Raw genomic sequence first — 22708 nt, 5'->3', positions numbered from 1 at the left:
TTCCTTTCCCGAGGCCCCTACCGAAGGAGCGCACACCCATGAGCACCCCCGCCCTCCACACCCCGTCCGACCCGACCAGCCGCGGTGGTCCCGCCCGGAAGAACCCGGCCGACCAAGCCCAGATCCAGCGCCACCCCGTGTCCCTGCGCCGCATCGCGGCGCTCTTCGCCCCGCACAAGGTGACCATCGCCGTCGTCGTGCTGTTGATCTCCGTCTCCTCGGTCGTCAATCTCGCCCAGCCGTTCCTGGTCCGCGGGGTGATCGATGATGCCCTGCCGCACCAGGACCTCTCCCTGTTGGCCCTCCTGGCCGGAGCGATGGTCGCCGTGGCGGCCGTGACCGCCGTGATCGGCGTGGTCCAGACGTGGATGGCCACGCAGATGGGCCAACGGGTCATGCACACCCTGCGCGTCAAGCTCTTCACGCACCTGCAGCAGCAGTCGCTGGGGTTCTTCACCAGGACCCGCGGCGGCGAGGTCCAGTCCCGCCTGACGCATGACATCGCGGGCATGCAGTCCTTGGTCACGTCCACCGCCACGGGCGTCGCCACCAACCTGACCACCACGGTGGCCACCGCCGTCGCCATGGTGGCCCTGTCCCCGCAGCTCTCGCTGATCTCCCTCGTGGTGCTGCCGCCGGCCATCTGGCTCTCTCGCCGGGTGGCCCTGATCCGCCGCGCCGTCACCGCCGAACGCCAGCAGACGCTCGCGGCGCTGCACACCCAGGTGGAGGAGGGCCTCTCCGTCTCCGGCGTGCGCCTGGCCAAGACCCTCGGCACCACCGAGCGGGACGCCGGCCGCTTCACCGACCGCTCCGAGGCGCTCGTGGGCCTGGAGATGCGCTCCCAGCTGGCCGGTCGCTGGCGGATGGCCACCATGCAGATCATCTTCGCCGCCATCCCCGCCGTCATCTACCTGGCCGCCGGCTTCCCGGCGACCTCCGGCGGCATGACCATCGGCACGCTCGTAGCGTTCACCGCCCTGCAGGGCACCGTGTTCCGCCCCATCATGGGCCTGCTGAACATCGGCGTCCAGTGGGTCACCGCGCTGGCCTTCTTCTCCCGCATCTTCGAATATCTCGACCTCGATCCCGAGCTGAAGCCGCCGGCCTCGCCCGCCGTGATCGAGCCGACACAGGTCCGCGGCGAGGTCCGCTTCGAGAATGTCTCCTTCTCCTACGACGGCGGCACCCCCACCGCGGACGGCGCACCTGCCGCGGAGCGTAACCCGGTGACCGAGCCACGCCACGTGCTCAAGGGCATCGACCTGGTGGTCCCGGCTGGAACCTCCACGGCCGTCGTCGGGCCCACGGGGTCCGGCAAGTCCACGCTGGCCGGGCTGCTCCCCCGGCTCTACGACACCACCACCGGCCGCGTCACGGTCGACGGGATCGACGTCAGGGACATCGCCCCGCAGGACCTGGCGAGGATCGTCGGCGTGGTCTCCCAGGAGACCTATCTGGTCCACGCCTCCGTGCGGGAGAACCTGCTCCTGGCCGACCCGGAGGCCACGGATGCCCGACTCTGGGACGTCCTCGGCGCCGCCTCGCTGGCGGACACCATCGCGGCCCTGCCCGCAGGACTGGACACCCTGGTCGGCGCCCGCGGCCACCGCTTCTCCGGCGGCGAGCAGCAGCGGCTGGCCATCGCCCGGACCATCCTGCGCGATCCCCCCGTGCTGGTCCTGGACGAGGCGACCTCCGCCCTGGACAACACCACCGAGGCCCGCGTACAGGCCGCCCTGGACCGCCTCTCCGTGGGCCGCACCACGCTGATGATCGCCCACCGCCTGTCCACGGTCACCCAGGCGGACCAGGTCGTGGTGCTCGACGCCGGCCGGATCGTGGAGCAGGGCAGTCCGGCTGCACTCCTGGCCGGCAGCGGCCCCTTCGCGGTGCTCGCGGCCCGTGGCGGACAGCCGTCGGCCACGGCCCTCAGATCGCCAGTCGCCACGGGCTAGCCAGGCCACCCGGGACCGTGCCTAGGGTGGCCACGGACCCACCCCAGTCCTGCAGTCCTGGGATCCCGTCCCGCACGACGTCGTCGGCGCCCTCCGCGTCACAGGTCACGGTCTGCAGGACCCGAAGAAAGGCCAGTTTCCATGCCCGACAAGCAGCCCCGCATCCCTGGCTCGCCCGGCTCAGCCACTCCCCCTGTCGCGGAACCGACCACCCCGGCCGGACCGCTGCCGCCCTCCCCGGACCAGTCCGGGCCCGCCACCGTGTCCCCCACCGGCCAGGAGACGGGCACACCGCAGGACAAGATGGCCCAGGGCGGGAAGTTCCTGACCACCGCCCACGGTGCCCGCCTCAAAGACTCAGACCATTCCCTGAAGGCCGGCAACCGCGGCCCGATCCTGCTCCAGGACCACCACTTCCGCGAGAAGATCAGCCACTTCGACCACGAGCGGATCCCCGAGCGCGTGGTCCATGCCCGCGGCTCCGGAGCCCATGGCGTGTTCCGGGGATACGGCACCGCGTCGAAGATCAGCCGGGCCGGGGTGTTCGCCCAGGACAAGGAGACGGAGGTCTTCGTCCGCTTCTCCACCGTGGTCGGCTCCCGCGGGTCTTCGGACCTGGCCCGGGACACCCGGGGCTTCGCCACCAAGTTCTACACGGACGAGGGCACCTGGGATCTGGTCGGCAACAACATCCCGGTGTTCTTCATCCAGGACGCCCTCAAGTTCCCGGACGTCGTCCACGCCGTCAAGCCGCACCCGGATCGCGAGATCCCCCAGGCCCAGTCCGCCCATGACACGTTCTGGGACTTCGTCTCCCTGCACACCGAGGCCCAGCACCACACCATGTGGAACATGGCGGACCGCGGCATTCCGCGGTCCTACCGGATGATGGAGGGCTTCGGCATCCACACCTTCCGTCTCATCGCGCAGGACGGCTCCACCGTGCTGGTGAAGTTTCACTGGAAGCCGAAGCTCGGGGTGCACTCGGTGACCTGGGAGGAGGCCCAGATCATCAGCGGAGCCGATCCGGACTTCCACCGCCGCGACCTGGCCGACGCCATCGAGGCCGGCGCGTTCCCGGAGTGGGAGCTGGGCGTCCAGGTCTTCGAGGACACCGAGGACCAGATGTTCGCCGGGATCGACCTGCTCGATCCCACCAAGATCGTGCCGGAGGAACTGGTGCCGGTGGAACCGATCGGGAAGATGACCCTGAACCGCAACACCACCAACTTCTTCGCCGAGACCGAGCAGGTGGCCTTCAATCCGAACAACCTCATCCCCGGCATCGACGTCACCAATGACCCGCTGCTGCAGGGCCGACTGTTCTCCTACCTGGACACCCAGATCACCCGCCTCGGCGGGCCGAACTGGAACCAACTGCCCATCAACCGCCCTCACGCCGCGGTGAATGACATGCTGCGGGACGGCATGCACCAGACCGCCGTGCACGCCGGGGTGGCCCCCTATCGGCCGAACTCGCTGGACGGCGGCAACCCCTTCGAGACGCCCGACGGCGACCGGCCCTTCATCGATCACCCCGCCCCGGTGCCGGCCTCCGTGAAGGAACGGGCCCTGCCGGCCTCCTTCGAGGACCACTTCAGCCAGGCCCGGCTGTTCTTCCAGTCCCTGTCCGAGGTGGAGAAGGAGCACGTGGCGCAGGCCTACACCTTCGAGCTCGGCAAGTGCTACGAACAGGCCATCCGCGAGCGCCAGCTGAAGGCCCTGGCCGCGATCGACCCGACCCTGGCGCAGGTCGTCGCGGACGGGCTGGGCCTGCCGGTGCCGAAGCCGGCGGAGTCCCCGGCCGACGTCGTGCCGTCCCCGGCGCTGTCCCAGGTGGGCCGGGAATGGCCGCTCGACGGACGGCAGGTGGGCATCGTGGTCGGGCCGGACGTCGATGCCGGCGAGCTGTCCGGCACGGTCACCTCGGTGCACCAGGCCGGATTGGTGCCGCTGATCATCGCGCCGAGCGGCGGGGAGGCCGCCACGCGGTTACTGGGCAAGGATCTGGTGGCCCAACGCACCTATCTCACCGCCCGGTCCATCGAGTTCGACGCCGTCCTGGTCGCCTCGGCGACGCCGCCGGCCCCGGACGCCGCCAATGGGCTCGACAGCAAGGTCGGGGCCTCCACCCCGGACGGCATCGATCCCCGGGTCTCCCTGTTGCTGGGCGAGGTGTGGCGCCAGGCCAAGGCCATCGGCGCCTACGGGGCCGGCGAGGACGTGCTGCGCACGACCGGGTACCTGGAGGGAGCCGGCGTCGTCACCGGGTCCGGAGCCGAGGAGGCGGTTCAGCAGCTGCTGAACCTGATGCCGGCGCACCGGGTCTGGGAGCGGTTCCCGACGACGGGCCGCTTCGCCACCACCTGACCCGGCCCCCGCTCCGCCCCACCATCCGGCCAACCCTCCGGCCCGCCGCCGTCCACGGCGACTCAACCGGCGCCTGACCAGCGGCGGGCCGGTTGGCGGGTCACGGTTAGGATCGGGGCGTGACCGATGACAACAGCACCGCCCTGCCCGGACTCCGCCAGGGCAGGTCAGTCGCGTGGATCCCGTTCCTGCTGAGCCTGATCGCGTTGGCCGCCATCGTCATCTGGGGACTCCGGATCTACCCCGACCTACCCGAGACCATTCCCACGCACTGGGGCCCCGGCGGGGTGCCCGATGCCTGGGAGGAGAAGTCCTTCGGCACCGTGTTCATGCCGCAGATGATCGCCGCCGGCACCACCGCGCTGATGGCTGTCCTGGCGCTGATCATCCCGGCGCTGATGAACCCGCCGAAGGATCCCTCGGCCTGGAAGCGATACCGGCTGGAGGGTGCCGAGCGCGCCACCATCTCCGTGCTGGGCTGGATCTCCCTCTTGACCGTGCTGTTCGTCGGGTACCTCGGCGTCCAAGGCTGGTTCACGCCGGAAGAGGTCTCTTTCCAGTGGCCGATGGCCCTCTACCTCATCCTGATCTTCGTGATGATCTTCCTGCCCTACCGGCGTTGGAGCCGCTGGGCAGACGCCCAGTCCAGCGAGCACGGCTTCACTCCCACCGCCGAGGAGCAGGCCGAGGAGAAGCTCTGGCTGCCCGGGAGCATCTACAACAACCCGGATGAGCCCCTGATCCTGGTCCCCAAGCGGGAGGGCTACGGCACCGGCGCCACCATCAACGTGGGCAATCGGGCCGGCCGGATCACCGTGATCGTGTTCCTCGTGGTGTTCGTGGGCGGCCCGTTGGCGCTCGTTTTCGCGGTCGCCTGACGCGGCGCTTCCTCTCCCGCCAGTCCCTGTGTCAGCGCGACTCCACCCGGTCAGGCCGATCAGAGGAGAACCGTGGCAGGAAGGACAACGCCACCATCGTCACGCCCAGGCCCAGATGCAGCCAATTGTCGGCGTCATTGAGAGGCACGAAGTTCCCGGGTGAGTCGTGGCCGACGAACAGGCCGTACAACCACAGCACCAGGTAGATCACGCCGCCCCACAACAGGTAGTGCCGCGCCATGGTGCCCGTCCTGGCCAGGGCAAGTCCGGCGATGCCGACCAGCAGGAAAACCACGCCGTACACCATGGCGACGATCTGGACAGGGCTGCGACCAGGCCTGTCCTCGCCGGCGGCAGGGCGGGCGGGTGTGGTGGGATGCTGCGACGACGTGGACATGACGGTTCCTTTCGTCAGGCGTGAATTCCACAGGCGGTTGGCCGTGGTGCGATCATGACGCAGGGGCCGCGGCAGGGTGAAGATCTCGGAGGCGCGGACCGGCCCTTCCCCGCGCCCAGGGGCAGATGACTACGGTGGACCGCGGACGCGGACGCCACACCCAGGAGGGACCATGTTCACCCCAGATATCGCCCCCGGAGTGCACCTGATCGAGCATGCCAACGTCAACTGCTACCTCGTGGAGGACGAGGAGGGCCTGACCCTCGTCGATGCCGGCCTGCCGGGGGTCTGGACCGAACTGGGCCAGGCGATCCGCGCCGTCGGTCGACAGCCGGAGGACGTGAAGGCTTTGGTGCTCACCCACGCCCACTTCGACCACGTGGGCGTCGCGCGGCGACTGGTCCAGCGGCTGGGGGTACCGGTGTACGGCCACCGGGACGAGCGCACCTTGGCGGCCCGCCCCTACCGGTACGCCCATGAGAACCCCCGCGCCACGTACCCGCTGAAGCATCCCCGGGCCGTGCCGATCCTGACGTCCATGCTCTTCGCCGGAGCCCTGGCCGTGAAGGGCGTGCAGATCACTGACGAGTTCGGCGCCGCCGCCACGGTGCCGGTACCGGGCCACCCCCGCGTGGTCCCCAGCCCTGGCCACACTGCCGGCCACTGCGCGCTCCACCTGCCCGACCGGGACGTCCTGCTGACCGGTGACGCCCTGGTGACGCTGGACCCGTACACCGGGGAGACCGGGCCCCGGATCGTCGCCGGGGCGGCCACCGCGGACAGCGACCTGGCTCTACGGAGTCTGGACGCCTTGGCACAGACGCAGGCCGGCACGGTTCTGACTGGCCATGGCCAACCGTGGACCGGGGGCATCGAAGGCGCCGTGGCCGAGGCGCGCCGCCACGGGCGCTCCTGATTCGGTGACCGGGTGAGTGCAGTCGTCGTGGAGGTGATCGGGCAAACGTCACGACGACAGCCCCTCGTTTCCTGCCGCGGCGCCCGGATACCGTGGAGAGCGTGAGCCGTATTCCACAACCCACCCTGTCCCTGCAGGCGAACTTCGCCTCCGATCTCCCCGAACTGGCCATCCCGTGGCAGGCCGAGGAGGCCCCGGAGCCACGACTGCTGGTGGTCAATGAACCGTTGGCCGCCGATCTCGGCCTGAACCCGGAGTGGCTTCGCAGCCAGGACGGCATCGGACTCCTGACCGGAAACCGCGTGCCCGAGGATGCCTCGCCCGTGGCCCAGGCCTACGCGGGGCACCAGTTCGGCTCCTACGTCCCCCGGCTGGGCGACGGCCGGGCCATCTTGCTGGGCGAGATCACGGACACCGGCGGCCACCGGCGGGACGTCCACCTCAAGGGTTCCGGGCGCACGCCCTTCGCGCGCGGCGGGGACGGGAGGGCCGTCGTCGGGCCCATGCTCCGGGAGTACCTCATCAGCGAGGCCATGCACGGACTCGGCATCCCCACCACCCGCTCGCTGGCCGTCGTCGCCACCGGCCGGACCGTCCTGCGCGAGGAGGGCCCGCTGCGGGGGGCCGTGCTCACCCGCGTGGCGGCCAGCCACCTGCGCGTGGGCAGCTTCCAGTACGCCCGCCATCACGAAGACCCAGCCGTCCTCCGCCGTCTGGCGGACCAGGCCGTGGAACTTCACCACCCGGCGGCGGCCCAGGACGAGAACCCCTACCTGTCCCTGCTCCGCGGCGTGATGGCGGCGCAGGCCGGCCTCGTGGCCCAGTGGCTGCTGGTGGGCTTCGTGCACGGGGTGATGAATACGGACAACATGACCATCTCCGGTGAGACCATCGACTACGGTCCTTGCGCCTTCATAGACGCTTTCGACCGCAACGCCGTCTACAGCTCCATCGACACGGGCGGGCGGTACGCCTACGGAAATCAGCCGGTGGTCGCCCAGTGGAACCTGGCTCGTTTCGCCGAAGCCCTGCTGCCACTGCTGCACGGGGACCAGGACCAGGCCGTCACCCTGGCCACGGAGGCCCTGGGAGAGTTCCCCCGGGAGTTCGGGACTGCCTTCTCGGCCGGAATGCGCCGCAAGCTGGGCTTGCTGTCGGACGCTCCAGACGAGGCCGTGGGCCCGCTGATCGATGACCTACTCGCCCTGCTGCACCAGGACCACATCGACTACACGCAGTTCTTCCGCCGCCTCGGCCAGGCCGCCCGCGGAGACCTGGGTCCGGTCCGGGACGTGTTCACCGACCGGCCCGCCCTCGACGCCTGGATCGAGCGCTGGCAGTCCTTCACCCCGGATCCCGAGGTGATGGGCCGCGCGAATCCGGTCTATATCCCCCGCAACCATCTGGTCGAGGAGGCCCTCGAGGCTGCGACGGCCGATGACCTGGCGCCTCTGCACCATCTGCTGGAGGCCGTCAGCGACCCCTTCCGCGAGCGCCCCGGGTTCGAGCGCTACGCCGAACCCCCGCCGGAGGACTTCGGTCAGTACCGCACCTATTGCGGGACCTGAACCGCAACCCGCAGACCCTGCTCATCTGGCGGTCGGGCTCAGGGTGTCCGATCCACCGGGACCAGCCGGGCGTCCACCAACCGCCCGTCCTGCACCGTAGCGGTCATCACGGTGCACTCGGGCTGGCGCCGCCGGTCTGTCGGCGAGCCGGGGTTCAGCAGCCGCAGCCCGGGGTTGGCCGTCCCCTCCCCGGCCACGGTGTTCCAAGGGATGTGGCTGTGGCCGAAGATCAACACGTCGTCCTCCGGGAAGGCGGTGGCCATCCGCTGCTCCCGACCACGGGCCGCCCCGGTCTCATGGGTCATGGCAAACCGGACGCCGCCGATTTCCACCCGCGCGATCTCCGGTAATCGCCGGCGCAATTCCTCGCCGTCATTGTTGCCCCACACGCCCACCAGGCGGCGAGCCCGGGCCTGGAGCTCGTCCAGCGCCTCCGGGACCTGCCAGTCACCGGCATGGAAGACGACGTCGGCCGCCTCCACGGCCTGCCACACCCGCGCGGGCAGGGCGCGCGCCCGGGTGGGGACATGTGTGTCGGCCAACAGCAGCAGGCGGACCGGTGCGGAGGCATCGAAAGCGGCGGTCATGTCCATGCGCACAACCTATGTGCACGCGCTTCGCGGAGAAAAGCTGCGACCGCGTGGGGCCTTTTGGGGATGGCTCGCGAGTCCGTGCCGAAGATCTCTTGGTGCCGACTTGACCTTCACATCAGTGTGAATGTTGAACGATGGCCTTGCTCCTCCCCAGAGCGCTCACCGTCGTCCCGTCAGAGAGGTCCACCTGCATGTCCACGATCACCGAGGCCATCCGTTCGCGTCGCTCGCCGCGCGCTTTCCTGTCTGATCCCTTGCCCGGAGATGTGATCCGTGAGGTGCTCGAGGATGCTCGCTGGGCGCCGTCGCACAGCAACACCCAACCGTGGACCACGCACGTCGTCTCCGGGGCCGCGCGGGACACGTTGAGTTCGGCGTTGCTGGAAGCTCACGATGCCGGCATACGCTCTCCTGACTTCACCGAGACCTATGGCGACGGCGTGCATCTCGAGCGCTCCCAGCGCCTTGCTGCCGCGACGTATGGGGTCCGTGGCATCGCGCGCGACGATCGCGCTGGTCGCAACGAAGTCGTGCGCGAGAACTTACGCTTCTACGGTGCACCGCACGTAGCAATGATGTTCGTCCCGCAGCTCGGGGATGGGGTGCGTGCGGCCAGCGATGTGGGTATGTACGCGCAGAACTTCCTGCTATCGCTACACGGCCACGGGTACCAGGGGATCCCTCAGGCGGTCCATGGCATGTACGCCGACACGGTGCGCAGGACGCTCGGAGTGCCTAGCGACCAGAAGCTGCTCTTCGGCATCGCGTTCGGAACGGCTGACCCGGATTCACCTTTGCGCAGCCTCGACATCGGGCGCGTCCCGCTGGATCACAGCGTGGTGTTGCATGACACGGGCACGCTCGACGACGGCGTCCTTCAGGACGCTGCGGACGCCGGGACGGCGCGGTCCATGGCTTCGATGTAGCGGGTCAGGGCGTCCCGGTTCTGTTCAAGGAACGAGATGCGCTCCGTCATCTTGCCTCGTTGCTCGACGAGCATCTCCCGCAGTTCCGGGTCGGGGTCCGCGACCACGGTGGCCTCGGTGTTGTTCAAGCAAGGCAACATATCGCCGATGATCCGGGTCGGGATCCCGGAGTCGAGCAGTCCGCGGATCTTGCGAACCCGGTGGACCAGGTAGTCCTCGTACTCCCGGTAGCCGTTCTGGAGACGACGCGGCGCGATGAGGCCTTGTTCCTCGTAGTACCTGAGCATGCGCGCGGGCACCCCGGTCTTCTGGGCCAGCTCACCGATCCTCATGGACACTCCTTCAGAACTGCCGCTCGGCCACCGCCGGGCGGGTGGAGGAGTCGATCAACTCGCGAAGCCGCGGCGCGGGGACTGGTGCGCCGGTGTCCGCGGAGAAGTTCGAGTAGAACGACTCGGGATCGGCGGCGTAGATCAACGTATACGCGCCCGATTCCGGCTCGACCCGCCAGGACTCAGCCAGCGGACCGGCATCGACCGGATCGAACCCGAAGCTGTCGACGACCTCCGAGACGAGCGCTGTGGCTTCGTCGGAGTCACCGGACACGGCCATACCCGAACGGTCCTGCGCCCCTGCCGGGCGAGCGAGCGAGGGGATGTGGTGGGCGACGATGTTGTTGAATGCCTTTACGATCTCCGCGCCAGGCAGAAGCGTCGCCTCATATTCGGCGGTCGCGAGATCCAGCGAGTCGAGCACGGTGATCCGTCCGTCGCGGCTGGGGTAGTAGTTGCCCGTCGAGAGCACGGTACGGCCGGACAGCGCCTCGGCCGGAAGAGACTCATAGGCCGACAGCGGGATCGCGAGGATCGTGAGGTCGCCATACCGGGCAGCCTCGTCCACGGTTCCAGCCTGAGCTCCGGTGCCGAGGTCGCTCACGAGTGCTGCGAGCGTCTCAGGGCCGCGCGAGTTCGCGATCATGATGTCGTGGCCGGCCGCGACGGCCAGCCGGGCAAGCCCCGCCCCGATTGATCCACTGCCGATGATGCCCATGCGAGTCATGCGATCCTCCTTGGTTTACAGTGACGCCTGCCGCCCCCGTCGGTTTCAGTCTGCAGCCTTCACACCACTGTCAAGGTCAAGGTCGGCCCCAGGTCATCTTTCGACCCCCAGTTAAGGGGAACGGGCCGGCGTCGGGAACAATGAACGCAACGGGACCGTTGCGCCAGGCATCACCACCCGGCATCGCCTTGGCGCACCGCACCCCGACCCTGTACCCGCTGGAAGGATCTTCGTGGCAGAACACCAGTTCGGCTTCCGTACCCGCGCGCTGCATGCCGGCGCCGTCCCTGATGCCGTGCACGGCTCCCGCGCCGTGCCGATCCACCAGACCACCTCCTACGTCTTCGAGTCCGCGCAGGACGCCGCGAACCTGTTTGCTCTGCAGAAGTACGGCAACATCTACTCCCGCATCGGCAATCCCACGGTCGCCGCCTTCGAGGAGCGCATGGCGGCGTTGGAGGGGGGAATCGGCGCGGTCGCGACGGCGTCCGGCATGTCCGCCGAGTTCGTCACCTTCGCCGCCCTGGCCGGCGCCGGGGACCACATCGTGGCCTCGTCCAAGCTCTACGGCGGCACCATCACGCAGCTGGACGTCTCGCTGCGCCGCTTCGGGGTGGAGACCACCTTCGTGGACTCGATGGAGGCGGCGGACTTCGAGGCCGCGATTCAACCGAACACAAAGGCCGTCTACACGGAGATCGTGGCCAACCCCTCGGGGGACATCGTGGACCTGCCCGGCCTGGCCCGCGTGGCCCACGCGGCCGGGGTGCCCCTGATCGTGGATGCCACCCTGACCCCGCCGTACCTGATCCGCCCCTTCGAGCACGGCGCGGACATCGTCATCCACTCCGCCACCAAGTTCCTCGGCGGCCATGGCACCACCCTGGGGGGCGTCGTTGTCGAGTCCGGGCTGTTCCCGTGGGACAACGGCAAGTTCCCGGCCATGACCGATCCCGTGCCCTCGTACGGCGGCGTCTCCTGGTGGGGCAACTTCGGCGAGTACGGCTTCCTGACCAAGCTGCGTTCCGAGCAGCTGCGCGATTTCGGGCCCGCCCTTCCGCCGGCCTCCGCCCAGCAGCTGATGCTCGGTATCGAGACCCTCGCTCAGCGCATGGACGCCCACCTGGCGAACGCCCAGCGGGTGGCCGAGTGGCTCGAGGCCGACGATCGCATCTCCTGGGTGAACTTCGCCGGCCTGCCCTCCCACCCGCACCACGAGCGCGGCAAGGAATTGCTCCCGCTGGGTGTGGGCTCCGTGTTCAGCTTCGGGGTCAAGGGAGGGCGCGACGCCGGCGCCTCCTTCATCTCGCACCTCCAGTTGGCCAGCCACCTGGCCAACATTGGCGACGCCAAGACTCTGGTCCTGCACCCCGCCTCCACCACGCACCAGCAGCTGAGCGCTGAGCAGCTCGTCTCCGCGGGCGTTCCGGAGGACCTGATCCGCCTGTCCGTGGGCATCGAGGACGTGGAGGACATCCTCTGGGACCTGGACCAAGCCCTCGAGGCCGCCGTGAACGGCGCCGCCAGCACTGTCCCCGCCACCGAAGAGGTCTCCGAATGAGCACCGCACTGCCTGACCGCACCTGGACCGGCCCGTCCGCACCCGAGAGGCTGCGCCTGCTGCGCGAGGCGAAGTCCATCGCCATCGTCGGCGCCTCGGACAAGCCGGCCCGCGCGTCCTACTTCGTGGCGACCTACCTGAACAGCTCCACGACGTTCGACCTGTACTTCATCAACCCGATCCTCGCCGAGAAGGCCACCGAGATCCTCGGCCACCGGGTCTACGCCTCACTGGCGGACCTGCCCGTGGTGCCGGACCTGGTGGAGGTCTTCCGCAAGGCCGAGGACACCCCCGGCATCGTGGAGGAGGCCCGTGCCATCGGTGCGAAGACCGTCTGGCTGCAGCTGGGCATCTGGAACGAGGATGCCGCCCGCGCCGCCGAATCGGGCGGGATGAACATGGTCATGGACCGTTGCGTGAAGATCGAGCACGCCCGCTTCCACGGGGGCCTGAACCTGGCCGGCTTCAACACCGGGGTGATCTCCTCCCGGCGCCAGCAGCTGGACCGCTGACGCCCGGCGGGACTGGCCCAAGAGATACTGCCACCGGCGAGGTGGCGGCCGACTCAGTTGCCGGGCTACGCCCGACGGGCTGGCTCAGTTCCGTGGTGGCTGGTTCGACCCGCCTACACCGCCGTCGCCGGGCTGACCTCCGGGACCACCGGTGAATCGGCGCGCAGCATCCATGATTCGGCCGATGCCGGACGACCGGCCCGCACCGGGGTTCTTCCCACTGCCACGCCGGTTGAGGGCGCTCGTGGCCTGATGGATCATCTTCCGGCCCTGCGGGCTGTTCGCGAATGATTGGGCCTTGTTAGCCAGATCCTTGAACTTCATGGTCTCTTCTCCGTGGCATGGACAGCTGCACCCCTCCTCGTACGAGCGAGACCCCGGGCTACCGGCTGCGGAGGGGAATCGCATTCGCCGGACCCGGGGTCCCTGTCATCACTCGCACCTTCATCACTCGCACCATGATGAGGTACTTTCAGCATAGGAAACGAACTTGTGCTCGCACCCCACACTGCCTGTGAGAAGGCTGTGACCCCTCACTGAGCCTTGCCGCCCACTCCACCTAACCGGCGCGGCGCCGGTAGACCAGCACACTGAGGGCATACCCGAGCCCCAGGATGCCCACACACCAGGCCAGGGCGATCCAGATCTCTGTGCCGACGGGTTGACCGCTGAACAGGTTGCGGACCGTGTTGACGATGGACGTCACGGGCTGGTGCTCGGCGAAGGCCGCCACCGGGCCGGGCATGGAATCCGTCGGCACGAAGGCCGAGCTGACGAAGGGCAACAGGATGAGCGGGTAGGAGAAGGCGCTCGCCCCATCCACGGACCGGGCGCTCAGGCCCGCGATGACGGCCACCCAGGTCAGTGCCAGGGTCAGCAGCACCAGGATCCCGGCGACGGCCAGCCACTCGAGCACCCCGGCTCCTGAGCGGAAGCCCATGAGCAGGGCCACGCCCACCACGATCGTCAGGGACATGACCGTGGCCACCACCGAGGTCAGGACGTGCGCCCACAGCACCGCTGACCGCGCGATCGGCATCGATTGGAAGCGTTCGAAAATGCCGCCCTGCAGGTCCAGGAAGAGCCGGTACGCCGTATAGGTGATGCCCATGGTGATGGTGATGGTGAGAATCCCGGGCAGCAGGTAGTCCACGTAGGAACCGCCTCCGGTGTCGATGGCCCCGCCGAAGACGTAGACGAACAGCAGCATCATGGCGATCGGCATGACCGCCGTGGTGATGATGGTGTCCGGACTGCGGGCGATGTGGCGCAGGGACCGGCCCAGGAGGACTCCTGTGTCAGTGAGGAGGTCCCCACTCATGAGAGGTCACCTGCGCTTTCCCTCGCGACGGGACGGCCGTTACCGCGATCATCGGCCTCACGCTGGTCCGGACTCGAGATCAGGGCCAGGAAGATCTCCTCCAGGGTGGGTTGTTACTCCACGTACTCGACCGTCGCGGGCGGAAGGAGCAGCTTCAGTTCGGCCAGAGTGCCATTGGCGATGATGCGCCCGTGATGGAGGATGGCGATGCGGTCGGCAATTTGCTCAGCCTCATCCAGGTACTGGGTGGCGAGCAGGACCGTGGTGCCGTTCTGCGCGAGTTCACGGATGGCCTGCCACACCTCAAGGCGCGCCTCCGGATCGAGACCCGTGGTGGGTTCGTCCAGGAAGAGCACCGGCGGGTTCCCGATCAGGCTCATCGCGATGTCCAGCCGGCGGCGCATGCCGCCCGAGTACTCCGCAGCCCTGCGCCCTCCGGCACCGGTGAGCGAGAAGCGTTCCAGCAGCTCATCCGCCAGGGTCCCGGCGTGGGGCAGGTGCCGCAACCGGGCCACCAGGATGAGGTTCTCGCGTCCCGTGAGTATCTCGTCCACGGCGGAGAACTGACCGGTCAGGCTGATCGATTCCCGCACTCGGCCTGGCTGCCCGCCAACCGCGAAGCCGTTGACGGTGGCATTGCCCGCCGTGGGCTGCAGCAACGTGGAGAGGATCCGGACGGCCGTGGTCTTGCCGGCGCCGTTCGAGCCCAGCAGGGCGAAGACACATCCGCGCTCCACGTCGAAGTCGACGCCGCGCAGCACATGGTTCTTCCCGTAGGACTTCTCCAGGCCCTGCACGTGGATCGCGGGTGCCGGAACCGGCCGGCGGACCGCCGTCGCACCGGTCATGGCGCACCCGCCGCACGATCGATGGCCTCGGCGAGGCGCGCCCGTTCCTTGCTGATCCACTGGTCCTCGGCGTAATTGGCCAGAAAGTCCTCGGCGAACGCCACGGGGTCCTCCCCCACGATCCCCCGGAGGGCCGTCCCGTCAGCGGCGCCCTGCTCGATGAGTTCCACGAGGTCCTCGAGCATCGTCACGAAGGTGTCCCCCTTGGTGATGGCCCCGTACCGGGTCAGGTACCGCTCGAGTGCCTGTTGCGCCTCGCGGTACCCGGCCGGTAGCGCCTCGGCACGGGCCCTGTACTGCTTCCACCGCCGCTTGTCACCAGCATTGCCGACGACCTTCTCTACCCATCCAGTCATGATGAACCTCCGTTGCGGAGCTGATCGAGATGTTCCGAGAGGAAGCTCCAGGTCCTCCAGAATTCATTGAGGTAGTCCCGCCCGAGGGCATTGAGCGAGTACACCTTGCGGGGTGGTCCCTTTTCCGAGGGGAGCCTGTCCACATCGACGAGGCCGCGTTTCTCAATCCTGATGAGCAGGGCATAGACGGTGCCCTCGGCGATGTCGGTCAAGCCGTTGGCCCGTAGCCGCGCCGTGATCTCATAGCCGTAGGCCGGCTGCCCCGCCAGGATCTGGAGGACGATGCCCTCCAGGGTTCCCTTCAACATCTCCGTCATCAGGTTGGCCATGGATCCCACCCCCAGTACTTAGTTCTACTACCTAGTGGTAGGTAGTACCACTAGGTAGTAGAGACGCAAGGGTCCGGCGGCCAACACCAGGATGCGCCCACCACACGACGAGACCCCGGGCTGCCGGACGCCGTGAGGCGAACCGGACCCGGGGTCCCTGTCATCACTCGCACCTTCATCACTCGCACCTTGATGAGGCTCTTCCAGAGTAGGGATCCGACATGGGGACGAACCCCACGGCGCCTGTGCGTTCGCTGGTCAAGGCGACAGCTCGCGCCATGGCGGCATGGGCGACCTTCTCAGCCAATTGCCGGAATTACCCGATACTCCCCTTGCGTCAACATCTACTCGCTGGTAACTATGAGTGTCATCGCATGTGGCACTCGTCACATCCAGTATTGTCACGGGCCCGCCCTGGACCCGTGGCAAACCACTGGGGACCAGCCGTCCGGCGATACCCCAACCGGTGAACCCGGTTGACGCCACAGCCGCATTCCTCGCGGCCTGACGCCAAGGACTCCTATGCACACCCGCTCTCGCCACCACCTGCCCTGGGCGGTGCTGGCCGCACTCCTCGCCCTCTTCCTCATTGCCGGGCTCGCCTTCTACTCCCTCTACAGCTCCAAGGTCGCCAACGGCGCCGCCCAGCTGGACAACGGCATGCGCACCGCCCAGACCGGAAGTGCAGACCTCAACGAAGGCGCCGTCCGGGCCGAAGACGGGGCCAAGGAGCTGGCCACCGGCACGGGTGTCCTGAAGGAGGGCTCGGCTCAGCTGGCCCAGGGGGCCACCGATGCCCATGAGGGATCCACCGAACTGTCCGCCGGGGCCACCGATCTTCACAAGGGGACCACCGAGCTGAAGACCGGCTCGGACCAGGCCTCCGCCGGGGCCGGAGAGCTCGCCGGCGGTGCCGGTCAGTTGTTCGCCGGCACTCAGGAGGTGGCGGCCGGCGCCGTCCGCGCGGACAACGCCGCCCGAAAGCTGGATGCCGGGGCAGGCCGGCTGACCACCGGTGCCCAGGAAGCAGCGGCGGGCGCCCAGGCCCTGTCCGCTGGTGCCGGAGAGCTGCAGGGTGGCACGGACACCTTGGCAACGGGTGCCGGCGATCTCGATGCCGGGGCGAAGGCCCTCCAGTCAGGTGCCGGCCAGGCCGCCGCCGGTGCCGGAGAACTCTCCACCGGTGCAGGCACGCTAGCGGATGGCGCACGCCAGCTCGGTGCGGGCGTGGATGAGGCAGCCGCAGGCTCCGCCGACCTCTCCACCGGCCTGGGCACCCTCTCGGCCGGGCTCACCGAGGCCTCTGCGGGTTCCACCGCCCTGAAGTCCGGCACCGGCGAACTGGCCGCAGGCGCCTCCGAGCTGGAAGCCGGTGCGGCTCAGCTATACGCCGGGCTGCAGCAGGGCGTGGATGGCACCTCCGAACTCAAGGACGGCTCCGCGCAGCTCTCGGCCGGTCTGATCCAGTTGCGGGACGAGGTCCGGAAGAATCCCCTGTCCCCGCCGGACCTCCGCCTCGCCGTGGAACAGCTCGCCGCGGGCGGGCAGCAACTCGACGCCGGCGTCGGTGAACTCCAGACGGGCACGCTGCAGTTGCGCGACGGAGGCCAGCAGCTGGCGGACGGCACAGCCGCCCTGTCCACCGGTGCCGACCAAGCCGCGGCGGGTGCCACGGACCTGCACGCCGGGCTCGTGCAGCTCGACGCCGGTGGCAAGGAGGCGCTGACCGGGTCCCAGGCGCTGAGCAAGGGCCTGGACCAGATCCAGGCCGGCGTGAAGGGCACCAAGAAGTCGCCCGGCCTCGTGGGCGGCGCCGAACAACTCGAGGCCGGCGCAGGCGAGCTCGCCGCGGGCAATACCGCCCTGGCCGAGGGATCCACCCAACTGGTGGACGGCACGGGCCGCCTGCGCGCCGGTGCCGCGGAGCTGAACGCTGGGGCCGGGGAGCTGTCTTCCGGAGCCTCAGAACTGGCTGACGGCAATGGCGCGTTGGCCACCGGAGCGGGCACGCTGCAGGACGGAACCTCGGAGCTGGCCGCCAAGACACCGGACCTGGTGGACGGTACGGGCAGGCTCACCACCGGAGCCCAGTCGCTGAGTGCGGGCGCCGTACAGCTCCAAGACGGCAATGCCGCCTTGGCCGAGGGGTCCGCGGCCCTGGAGACCGGTGCCAAGAAGCTGTCCGGCGGCGCCGGGCGACTGGAAGGCGGCCTGATGGAACTGCAGGCTGGTGCCGGCGACCTGGATGATGGTGCCGCCCAGCTGCAGCAGGGAGCCACCGCCCTGGCCGACGGCAACGGCGCCCTCGCCGAGGGCACCGGAAAGCTGGCCTCCGGCTCCCTGCAGCTCGTCTCCGGCACGGATGAGTTGCGCTCCTCCTCCCGAGCCGCTAGCGCGGACCAGATGGTCACGAAGCCAGCCGGGCTGCTGCTGCTCATCCCGCTGCTGCTGTTGGCCATCCCGGTGGCCATGATGTTCGTGATGCGGCACCGCGAGCGGTCCGTGGACTCCTACTAGGGGCCGGCGGACATGGCAGGGCCCCGGGTTGTCCGGCGGCGTGAGGGGAACGCCATCTGCCGGGCCCGGGGCCCTCTGTCATCACTCGCACCTTGATGAGGTGGTTCCACCCTAGGAACCGGGAGTGAGAATCGCCCGGGCGCCAGCTGGGAGGTCCCTGGCAATGCCGGAGCCGCCTAGGAACCGGCGGACCCCAACTGGCCCACGTCCGTGCGACGGTTGGCCAGCACGGGCAGGAAGGAGCGCACCTCGTCGATGCGCTCTCGGGTGACATCGGCGGTCTCGATCGCCTCTCCCTCCTCGCCGAGGAAGGCCACGGGCACGGCGAGCGGGTCGATGATGGCCGAGTGGCCCACGGTGTTGTCACTGCGCGTGCCCGCGGCCACGATCCACACGGTGTTCTCCACGGCGCGCGCCTTGAGCAGCAGCTGCCAGTGCTCGATCTTGTAGTCGCCCTTGAACCAGGCGGCCGGCACCAGCACGACGTCGGCCCCGGCCACAGCCAGCGACCGCGCCACCTCCGGGAAGCGCAGGTCGTAGCAGGTCATGATGCCGAACCTCAGGCCGCCGAGTTCGACCATCAAGGTGCCCCGGTCGCCGGCGGTGATGCGGTCCGATTCCTTGTACTTGAAGGCGTCATAGAGGTGCAGCTTGCGGTAGGTCCCCAGGATCTTGCCCGTGGCATCCACGGCCACCACGGTGTTGTACGGACGCTCGGTGCCCGAGGGTTCATACCCGCCGGCCACCACGGCGATGGACAGGTCTGCGGCGATCCGCGTGACCTCGGAGACGAAGGCCGACCAGCCGGCGTCGACGGCCTCGGCCAGCGGGCCGTCCACGTGCCGCACGGTGAACATGGATTCCTCGGGAAACAGCACCAGCTCGGCGCCGTCGTCCTTGGCTGATTCGGCCAGGCGCCGCAGCGTGGCCACGTTCTCGGCGACCACACCCGTGGGGCGGAATTGTCCGACGCTGATCCTCATGTGACCGTCCTCCTCGCATGGTGTGAAACCGTCTCCCCAGCCTAACCTGAGGCCATGTCCGCCGCCCCTGACCACGGTCCCGGACGCCGGGTCTCCACCGACGTCCTGGTGGTCGGCGCAGGGCCGACCGGGCTGATGGCTGGAGCCTGGTGTGCGAAGCTCGGGCTCCAGGCCCTCGTGGTGGACGGCAAGGCCGGGCCCACGCGCGAGTCCCGGGCACTGGCCGTGCAAGCCCGCTCCCTGGAGGTCTACCGGCAGCTCGGCCTGGCGCAGGCCGTCCTGGATGGCGCGACCCCCGCGACGTCCGTCAGTCCCGGATTCGGCCACCGCACGCTGGGCACCGTGCGGCTGGAACGGGTGGGCCAGCAGCTGACGCCCTTCCCGGGAATCACCATCTTCGAGCAGAGCGCCAACGAGGAATTGCTGGCCGGCCACCTCCGGGACCAGCACCGGTCCGTCGCCTGGAACACCTCATTCAAGTCCTTCTCCACCGGCCCCCGGGCGGCAGGGCCCGGCGGAGCCGTCACCGTCGAACTCGACGCTCCTGAAGGGCTGGTCCAGGTCAGCGCCCGGTATGTGGTGGCCGCCGATGGCGCCTCGTCAGCGGTCCGACGCGCCCTGGACATCGCCTTCGAAGGTGCCACCAACCGGTTCGAGTTCTATGTGCTGGATGCCTACGGAGTCACCGGCACCGAGTCCGGCATCACCCTGCGCGCCTCCCGCGAGCACTTCATGCTGGCCTTCCCCCTGGGCGACGACGGCCGGGGCGGCCGGCGCGCACGCCTCCTGGGGATCCTGCGCGCCGAGGACAGGAACCCGGCGGATCCCGACGAGGACGCCGACACTGTGGCCGCGTCCCCCGCCGCCGAGGCTCGCGATGAGGCCCGGGCCCGCGATTCCCTGGCCGAGGAGTTCGGCGTCCGGTATGCCGGCACGGACTGGTACAGCACCTACCGGGTGCATCACCGCGTGGCCGACGCCTTCCGTGCCGGCAGGGTGTTCCTGGCCGGGGACGCCGCTCACATCCACTCCCCCGTGGGCGCGCAGGGGATGAACACGGGACTGCAGGACGCCCAGAACATCGTCACCAAGATCGCGGACGTCCTCGCCGGCCGGGAGCCCGAGGACGTCCTCGACCGCTATGAGGCCGAGCGCCGGCCGGTGGCCCTGAACCTGGTCCGAACCACCGACGTGGTGTTCGGCGCCGTCACCTCCCTCTCCCCCCTGGCACGCCTGGCACGGACGCGCGTCTTTCCCGTGGTCGCACCGGCCCTCCTGCGCGTGGTCCCTCGGCTTCCCCTGGGCGGCCGGATGTTCGGCTATCTCTCCCAGATCCGGATCCACTACTGGATGCCGGGGGCGGACCGCACCGGCCAACGGCGGCGGCGCCGCGGCACGGTCCTGGGCCGTCGCCTTCCCTGGGTGCCCGACGCCGGCCATGACGGTCCGGTGCCCGGCTGGGACGGGCGCGGAGACAACCATGAGGCGCTCAACACGGCCGAGTGGCAGGTGCACGCCTACGGTCCGGCCGCCGACAGGTTGGCGCGGGACCTGGCCGACCGCCACCAGGACAGGGTCGCGGGACGCGCCGGGCCGGCGTCGGGCCTGCCGGTGTTCGGATTCCGGGCAGCCCCGGAAGCCGGCCTGCCGGACGGAACGGCACTGCTGATCCGCCCAGACGGCTTCGTGGTGGAGCTGGTCAGTCCTCGACGAGGTCGCGGACCTGGACCACCTGGTCGCGGCCCGGGCCGACGCCGATCGCGGACATCCGGGTCCCGGACATCTTCTCGAGGGCCAGCACGTAGTCGCGGGCGTTGGCCGGCAGGTCCTCCATGGTGCGTGCGCCGGAGATGTCCTCCGTCCAGCCCTCGAAGTACTCGAAGATCGGCTTGGCGTGGTGGAACGCGGTCTGCGTCATAGGCATCTCGTCATGCCGCACGCCGTCCACGTCATACGCCACGCACACCGGGATCTGCTCGATGCCGGTGAGGACGTCCAGCTTGGTGAGGAAGTAGTCGGTGAAGCCGTTGATGCGGGTGGCGTACCGGGCCATCACCGCGTCATACCAGCCGGTGCGGCGCGGGCGGCCGGTATTCACGCCGAACTCGCCGCCCACGGTGCGCAGGCGCGTGCCCATGCCATCCTCGTCGAAGAGCTCGGTGGGGAACGGGCCGGCCCCCACCCGGGTGGTGTAGGCCTTGACGATCCCGATGGTGCGGGTGAAGCGGGTGGGGCCGATCCCGGCGCCCACGGAGGCGCCGCCGGCGGTCGGGTTGGAGGACGTCACGAACGGGTAGGTGCCGTGGTCCACGTCCAGATAGGTGGCCTGGCCGCCCTCCATCAGCACGACCTTGCCCTCGTCCAGGGCGTCATTGAGCAGGATGGTGGAGTCCACGACCATGGGCCGCAGCCGCTCGGCGTAGGACAGGAAGTACTCGGCGATCTCGTCCACGGTGATCGCCCGGCGATTGTAGAGCTTGACCAGCAGCTCGTTCTTCTGGCGCAGGGCACCCTCGATCTTCTGGCGCAGGATCGACTCGTCGAAGATGTCCTGGACGCGCACGCCGAGGCGGCCGACCTTGTCCATGTAGGTGGGGCCGATTCCGCGGCCGGTGGTGCCGATGGCGCGCTTGCCGAGGAAGCGCTCGGTGACCTTGTCCATGGTCTGGTGGTACGGGGCCACCAGGTGCGCGTTGGCCGAGATCTTCAGGTGGTCACAGCGCTGACCGCGGGCCTCGAGTCCGTCGATCTCCTCGAACAGGGCCTCGAGGTTGACCACCACGCCGTTGCCGATCACGGGGACGGCGTTCGGGGACAGGATGCCGGCCGGCAGCAGCTTGAGTTCGAACTTCTCACCGCCGACGACGACGGTGTGTCCGGCATTGTTGCCGCCGTTGGGCTTGACCACGTAGTCCACGCGGCCGCCCAGCAGATCGGTGGCCTTACCCTTGCCCTCGTCGCCCCACTGGGCGCCGACGATCGCGATTGCTGGCATGAATGCATCTCTCCTGAGCAGGCCACGGCAACCGTACTTGCGGCGGTCCCGTCCGGCCCTCGACATGGAAAACGCCCCCGGTGACCGCTCCCACGGTTCTCTGCCGTGCGGTGCATCACACGAGGGCCTTACAACCGGAGTTTACCAGTCGAGGCCTATGGGGAACGGATACGGTGGGCGGAGTCGAACGGAGGAGCCGGATGACCCCCTTGCAGGAACACCTGTTCTTCCTCGCCATCACGGTGATCCCCGGACTGGCCGGCCTCATCCCGGGTTGGCTGGCGTGGAGCGGCAGATACCGCAACTGGGCCCGGCAGCCGAAGTCCACCTGGTCCACCACGCGGTACAACATGTTCCCCCTGCACATCGGGTGGATCGGGTTCACCTGGATCATGCTGTGGGTCAGCCTCTGGATCGACTACTTCCACCCGGGCTGGACGAGCAGTGTGCCCGGCTTCTGGCTGCTCTTCCCGTTCCTCGTCATCACGGTCCTCCTCAACTTCTGGTGGCCTCGCTTCCTCACCCCCGCCTGGCATCGAGACTGGGTGGACCGCGGTGGTCGGTATGACACCCCGCTGCGCGGCCCCGACGGCCCCTGACCACGGACCTTCCTCTGAACCG

Annotated in this window: 20 protein-coding genes and 1 pseudogene; 11 read left to right on the top strand and 10 right to left on the bottom strand. The window is 69.0% G+C overall.

Annotated elements, in window-relative coordinates:
• Positions 1-38: 38 nt before the first annotated feature.
• From AB0333_RS05855 to AB0333_RS05845, 3 genes are all read left to right on the top strand, one after another.
• Complete coding sequence (locus AB0333_RS05855) at positions 39-1958, top strand: ABC transporter ATP-binding protein (RefSeq protein ID WP_366217759.1); 1920 nt, start codon at positions 39-41, stop codon at positions 1956-1958.
• A gap of 141 nt (positions 1959-2099) precedes the next feature.
• Positions 2100-4328 carry a catalase gene (locus tag AB0333_RS05850; RefSeq protein WP_366217758.1) on the top strand — a complete coding sequence of 743 codons (2229 nt, stop codon included), beginning with the start codon at positions 2100-2102 and terminating at the stop codon, positions 4326-4328.
• A 119-nt stretch (positions 4329-4447) separates the two neighbouring features.
• Positions 4448-5206, top strand: coding sequence for a DUF1648 domain-containing protein (locus AB0333_RS05845; protein WP_366217757.1), 759 nt, complete (start codon positions 4448-4450; stop codon positions 5204-5206).
• A 31-nt stretch (positions 5207-5237) separates the two neighbouring features.
• On the opposite strand, the gene AB0333_RS05840 is transcribed toward AB0333_RS05845, so the two are convergent.
• The gene (locus tag AB0333_RS05840; RefSeq protein WP_366217756.1) at positions 5238-5603 is read right to left on the bottom strand and encodes a DUF4383 domain-containing protein; all 366 of its coding nucleotides are present in this window, start codon (positions 5601-5603) and stop codon (positions 5238-5240) included.
• A 172-nt stretch (positions 5604-5775) separates the two neighbouring features.
• Between AB0333_RS05840 and AB0333_RS05835 the strand changes: the two genes are divergently transcribed.
• Positions 5776-6519, top strand: coding sequence for an MBL fold metallo-hydrolase (locus AB0333_RS05835; RefSeq protein WP_366217755.1), 744 nt, complete (start codon positions 5776-5778; stop codon positions 6517-6519).
• Between the two features lie 101 nt (positions 6520-6620).
• Positions 6621-8087 (top strand): protein adenylyltransferase SelO, encoded by a 1467-nt coding sequence (locus tag AB0333_RS05830; protein WP_366217754.1) that lies wholly within the window; start codon positions 6621-6623, stop codon positions 8085-8087.
• A 38-nt stretch (positions 8088-8125) separates the two neighbouring features.
• Here AB0333_RS05830 and AB0333_RS05825 read toward each other — a convergent pair whose 3' ends face one another.
• Positions 8126-8680, bottom strand: a complete 555-nt coding sequence (locus AB0333_RS05825; RefSeq protein ID WP_366217753.1) for a metallophosphoesterase — start codon at positions 8678-8680, stop codon at positions 8126-8128.
• A gap of 191 nt (positions 8681-8871) precedes the next feature.
• Between AB0333_RS05825 and AB0333_RS05820 the strand changes: the two genes are divergently transcribed.
• The gene (locus AB0333_RS05820; protein WP_366217752.1) at positions 8872-9606 is read left to right on the top strand and encodes a nitroreductase; all 735 of its coding nucleotides are present in this window, start codon (positions 8872-8874) and stop codon (positions 9604-9606) included.
• Here AB0333_RS05820 and AB0333_RS05815 read toward each other — a convergent pair.
• Complete coding sequence (locus tag AB0333_RS05815) at positions 9558-9938, bottom strand: MerR family transcriptional regulator (protein WP_366217751.1); 381 nt, start codon at positions 9936-9938, stop codon at positions 9558-9560. The two genes, AB0333_RS05820 and AB0333_RS05815, sit on opposite strands and share 49 nt — an antisense overlap.
• 10 nt (positions 9939-9948) lie before the next feature.
• Complete coding sequence (locus AB0333_RS05810) at positions 9949-10656, bottom strand: NADPH-dependent F420 reductase (RefSeq protein ID WP_366217750.1); 708 nt, start codon at positions 10654-10656, stop codon at positions 9949-9951.
• Positions 10657-10897: 241 nt separating this feature from the next.
• Here AB0333_RS05810 and AB0333_RS05805 point away from each other — a divergent pair, with 241 nt between their 5' ends.
• On the top strand, positions 10898-12226 hold the full coding sequence (locus AB0333_RS05805; protein ID WP_366217749.1) for an O-acetylhomoserine aminocarboxypropyltransferase/cysteine synthase family protein: 1329 nt from the start codon (positions 10898-10900) through the stop codon (positions 12224-12226).
• Positions 12223-12738, top strand: coding sequence for a CoA-binding protein (locus AB0333_RS05800; protein ID WP_366217748.1), 516 nt, complete (start codon positions 12223-12225; stop codon positions 12736-12738). Before AB0333_RS05805 ends, AB0333_RS05800 begins: the two co-directional genes overlap by 4 nt.
• A gap of 559 nt (positions 12739-13297) precedes the next feature.
• On the opposite strand, the gene AB0333_RS05795 is transcribed toward AB0333_RS05800, so the two are convergent.
• The 4 genes from AB0333_RS05795 to AB0333_RS05780 form a co-directional block, all read right to left on the bottom strand.
• Positions 13298-14059, bottom strand: coding sequence for an ABC transporter permease (locus AB0333_RS05795; protein ID WP_366217747.1), 762 nt, complete (start codon positions 14057-14059; stop codon positions 13298-13300).
• Between the two features lie 113 nt (positions 14060-14172).
• Positions 14173-14907, bottom strand: coding sequence for an ATP-binding cassette domain-containing protein (locus tag AB0333_RS05790; protein ID WP_366217746.1), 735 nt, complete (start codon positions 14905-14907; stop codon positions 14173-14175).
• On the bottom strand, positions 14904-15263 hold the full coding sequence (locus AB0333_RS05785; protein WP_366217745.1) for a DUF1048 domain-containing protein: 360 nt from the start codon (positions 15261-15263) through the stop codon (positions 14904-14906). The genes AB0333_RS05790 and AB0333_RS05785 overlap by 4 nt, the downstream gene beginning before the upstream one ends.
• Positions 15260-15592, bottom strand: a complete 333-nt coding sequence (locus tag AB0333_RS05780; protein ID WP_366217744.1) for a PadR family transcriptional regulator — start codon at positions 15590-15592, stop codon at positions 15260-15262. The genes AB0333_RS05785 and AB0333_RS05780 overlap by 4 nt, the downstream gene beginning before the upstream one ends.
• A 522-nt stretch (positions 15593-16114) precedes the next feature.
• Between AB0333_RS05780 and AB0333_RS05775 the strand changes: the two genes are divergently transcribed.
• Positions 16115-18109 (top strand): hypothetical protein, encoded by a 1995-nt coding sequence (locus AB0333_RS05775; RefSeq protein WP_366217743.1) that lies wholly within the window; start codon positions 16115-16117, stop codon positions 18107-18109.
• A 176-nt stretch (positions 18110-18285) separates the two neighbouring features.
• Here the strand turns inward: AB0333_RS05775 and AB0333_RS05770 are convergent, their stop codons facing one another.
• The gene (locus AB0333_RS05770; RefSeq protein ID WP_366217742.1) at positions 18286-19092 is read right to left on the bottom strand and encodes a carbon-nitrogen hydrolase family protein; all 807 of its coding nucleotides are present in this window, start codon (positions 19090-19092) and stop codon (positions 18286-18288) included.
• Between the two features lie 54 nt (positions 19093-19146).
• On the opposite strand from AB0333_RS05770, the pseudogene AB0333_RS05765 reads away from it, so the two are divergent.
• Positions 19147-20265: pseudogene (locus AB0333_RS05765) on the top strand (FAD-dependent monooxygenase); the annotation flags it as partial.
• Positions 20266-20791: 526 nt separating this feature from the next.
• On the opposite strand, the gene AB0333_RS05760 reads toward AB0333_RS05765, so the two are convergent.
• On the bottom strand, positions 20792-22087 hold the full coding sequence (locus AB0333_RS05760; protein WP_366217741.1) for an adenylosuccinate synthase: 1296 nt from the start codon (positions 22085-22087) through the stop codon (positions 20792-20794).
• 200 nt (positions 22088-22287) lie between these two features.
• On the opposite strand from AB0333_RS05760, the gene AB0333_RS05755 reads away from it, so the two are divergent.
• Positions 22288-22686 carry a hypothetical protein gene (locus tag AB0333_RS05755; RefSeq protein ID WP_366217740.1) on the top strand — a complete coding sequence of 133 codons (399 nt, stop codon included), beginning with the start codon at positions 22288-22290 and terminating at the stop codon, positions 22684-22686.
• Positions 22687-22708 lie beyond the last annotated feature (22 nt).

Source organism: Citricoccus sp. NPDC079358, from assembly GCF_040702545.1.
In the GTDB taxonomy this organism is placed as follows: domain Bacteria; phylum Actinomycetota; class Actinomycetes; order Actinomycetales; family Micrococcaceae; genus Citricoccus.
Note: the sequence above shows the minus strand (reverse complement) of the source record. Positions and strands in the feature narration are given on the sequence as shown.

What these genes read in the sequence shown, in the direction of transcription:
- AB0333_RS05820 (WP_366217752.1), top strand. Translation starts at nt 8,872, where the DNA reads ATGTCCACGATCACCGAGGCCATCCGTTCGCGTCGCTCGCCGCGCGCT.
- AB0333_RS05855 (WP_366217759.1), top strand. Translation starts at nt 39, where the DNA reads ATGAGCACCCCCGCCCTCCACACCCCGTCCGACCCGACCAGCCGCGGT.
- AB0333_RS05850 (WP_366217758.1), top strand. Translation starts at nt 2,100, where the DNA reads ATGCCCGACAAGCAGCCCCGCATCCCTGGCTCGCCCGGCTCAGCCACT.
- AB0333_RS05810 (WP_366217750.1), bottom strand. Translation starts at nt 10,656, where the DNA reads ATGGGCATCATCGGCAGTGGATCAATCGGGGCGGGGCTTGCCCGGCTG.
- AB0333_RS05775 (WP_366217743.1), top strand. Translation starts at nt 16,115, where the DNA reads ATGCACACCCGCTCTCGCCACCACCTGCCCTGGGCGGTGCTGGCCGCA.
- AB0333_RS05815 (WP_366217751.1), bottom strand. Translation starts at nt 9,938, where the DNA reads ATGAGGATCGGTGAGCTGGCCCAGAAGACCGGGGTGCCCGCGCGCATG.
- AB0333_RS05785 (WP_366217745.1), bottom strand. Translation starts at nt 15,263, where the DNA reads ATGACTGGATGGGTAGAGAAGGTCGTCGGCAATGCTGGTGACAAGCGG.
- AB0333_RS05825 (WP_366217753.1), bottom strand. Translation starts at nt 8,680, where the DNA reads ATGGACATGACCGCCGCTTTCGATGCCTCCGCACCGGTCCGCCTGCTG.
- AB0333_RS05840 (WP_366217756.1), bottom strand. Translation starts at nt 5,603, where the DNA reads ATGTCCACGTCGTCGCAGCATCCCACCACACCCGCCCGCCCTGCCGCC.
- AB0333_RS05795 (WP_366217747.1), bottom strand. Translation starts at nt 14,059, where the DNA reads ATGAGTGGGGACCTCCTCACTGACACAGGAGTCCTCCTGGGCCGGTCC.
- AB0333_RS05770 (WP_366217742.1), bottom strand. Translation starts at nt 19,092, where the DNA reads ATGAGGATCAGCGTCGGACAATTCCGCCCCACGGGTGTGGTCGCCGAG.
- AB0333_RS05760 (WP_366217741.1), bottom strand. Translation starts at nt 22,087, where the DNA reads ATGCCAGCAATCGCGATCGTCGGCGCCCAGTGGGGCGACGAGGGCAAG.
- AB0333_RS05800 (WP_366217748.1), top strand. Translation starts at nt 12,223, where the DNA reads ATGAGCACCGCACTGCCTGACCGCACCTGGACCGGCCCGTCCGCACCC.
- AB0333_RS05780 (WP_366217744.1), bottom strand. Translation starts at nt 15,592, where the DNA reads ATGGCCAACCTGATGACGGAGATGTTGAAGGGAACCCTGGAGGGCATC.
- AB0333_RS05755 (WP_366217740.1), top strand. Translation starts at nt 22,288, where the DNA reads ATGACCCCCTTGCAGGAACACCTGTTCTTCCTCGCCATCACGGTGATC.
- AB0333_RS05790 (WP_366217746.1), bottom strand. Translation starts at nt 14,907, where the DNA reads ATGACCGGTGCGACGGCGGTCCGCCGGCCGGTTCCGGCACCCGCGATC.
- AB0333_RS05835 (WP_366217755.1), top strand. Translation starts at nt 5,776, where the DNA reads ATGTTCACCCCAGATATCGCCCCCGGAGTGCACCTGATCGAGCATGCC.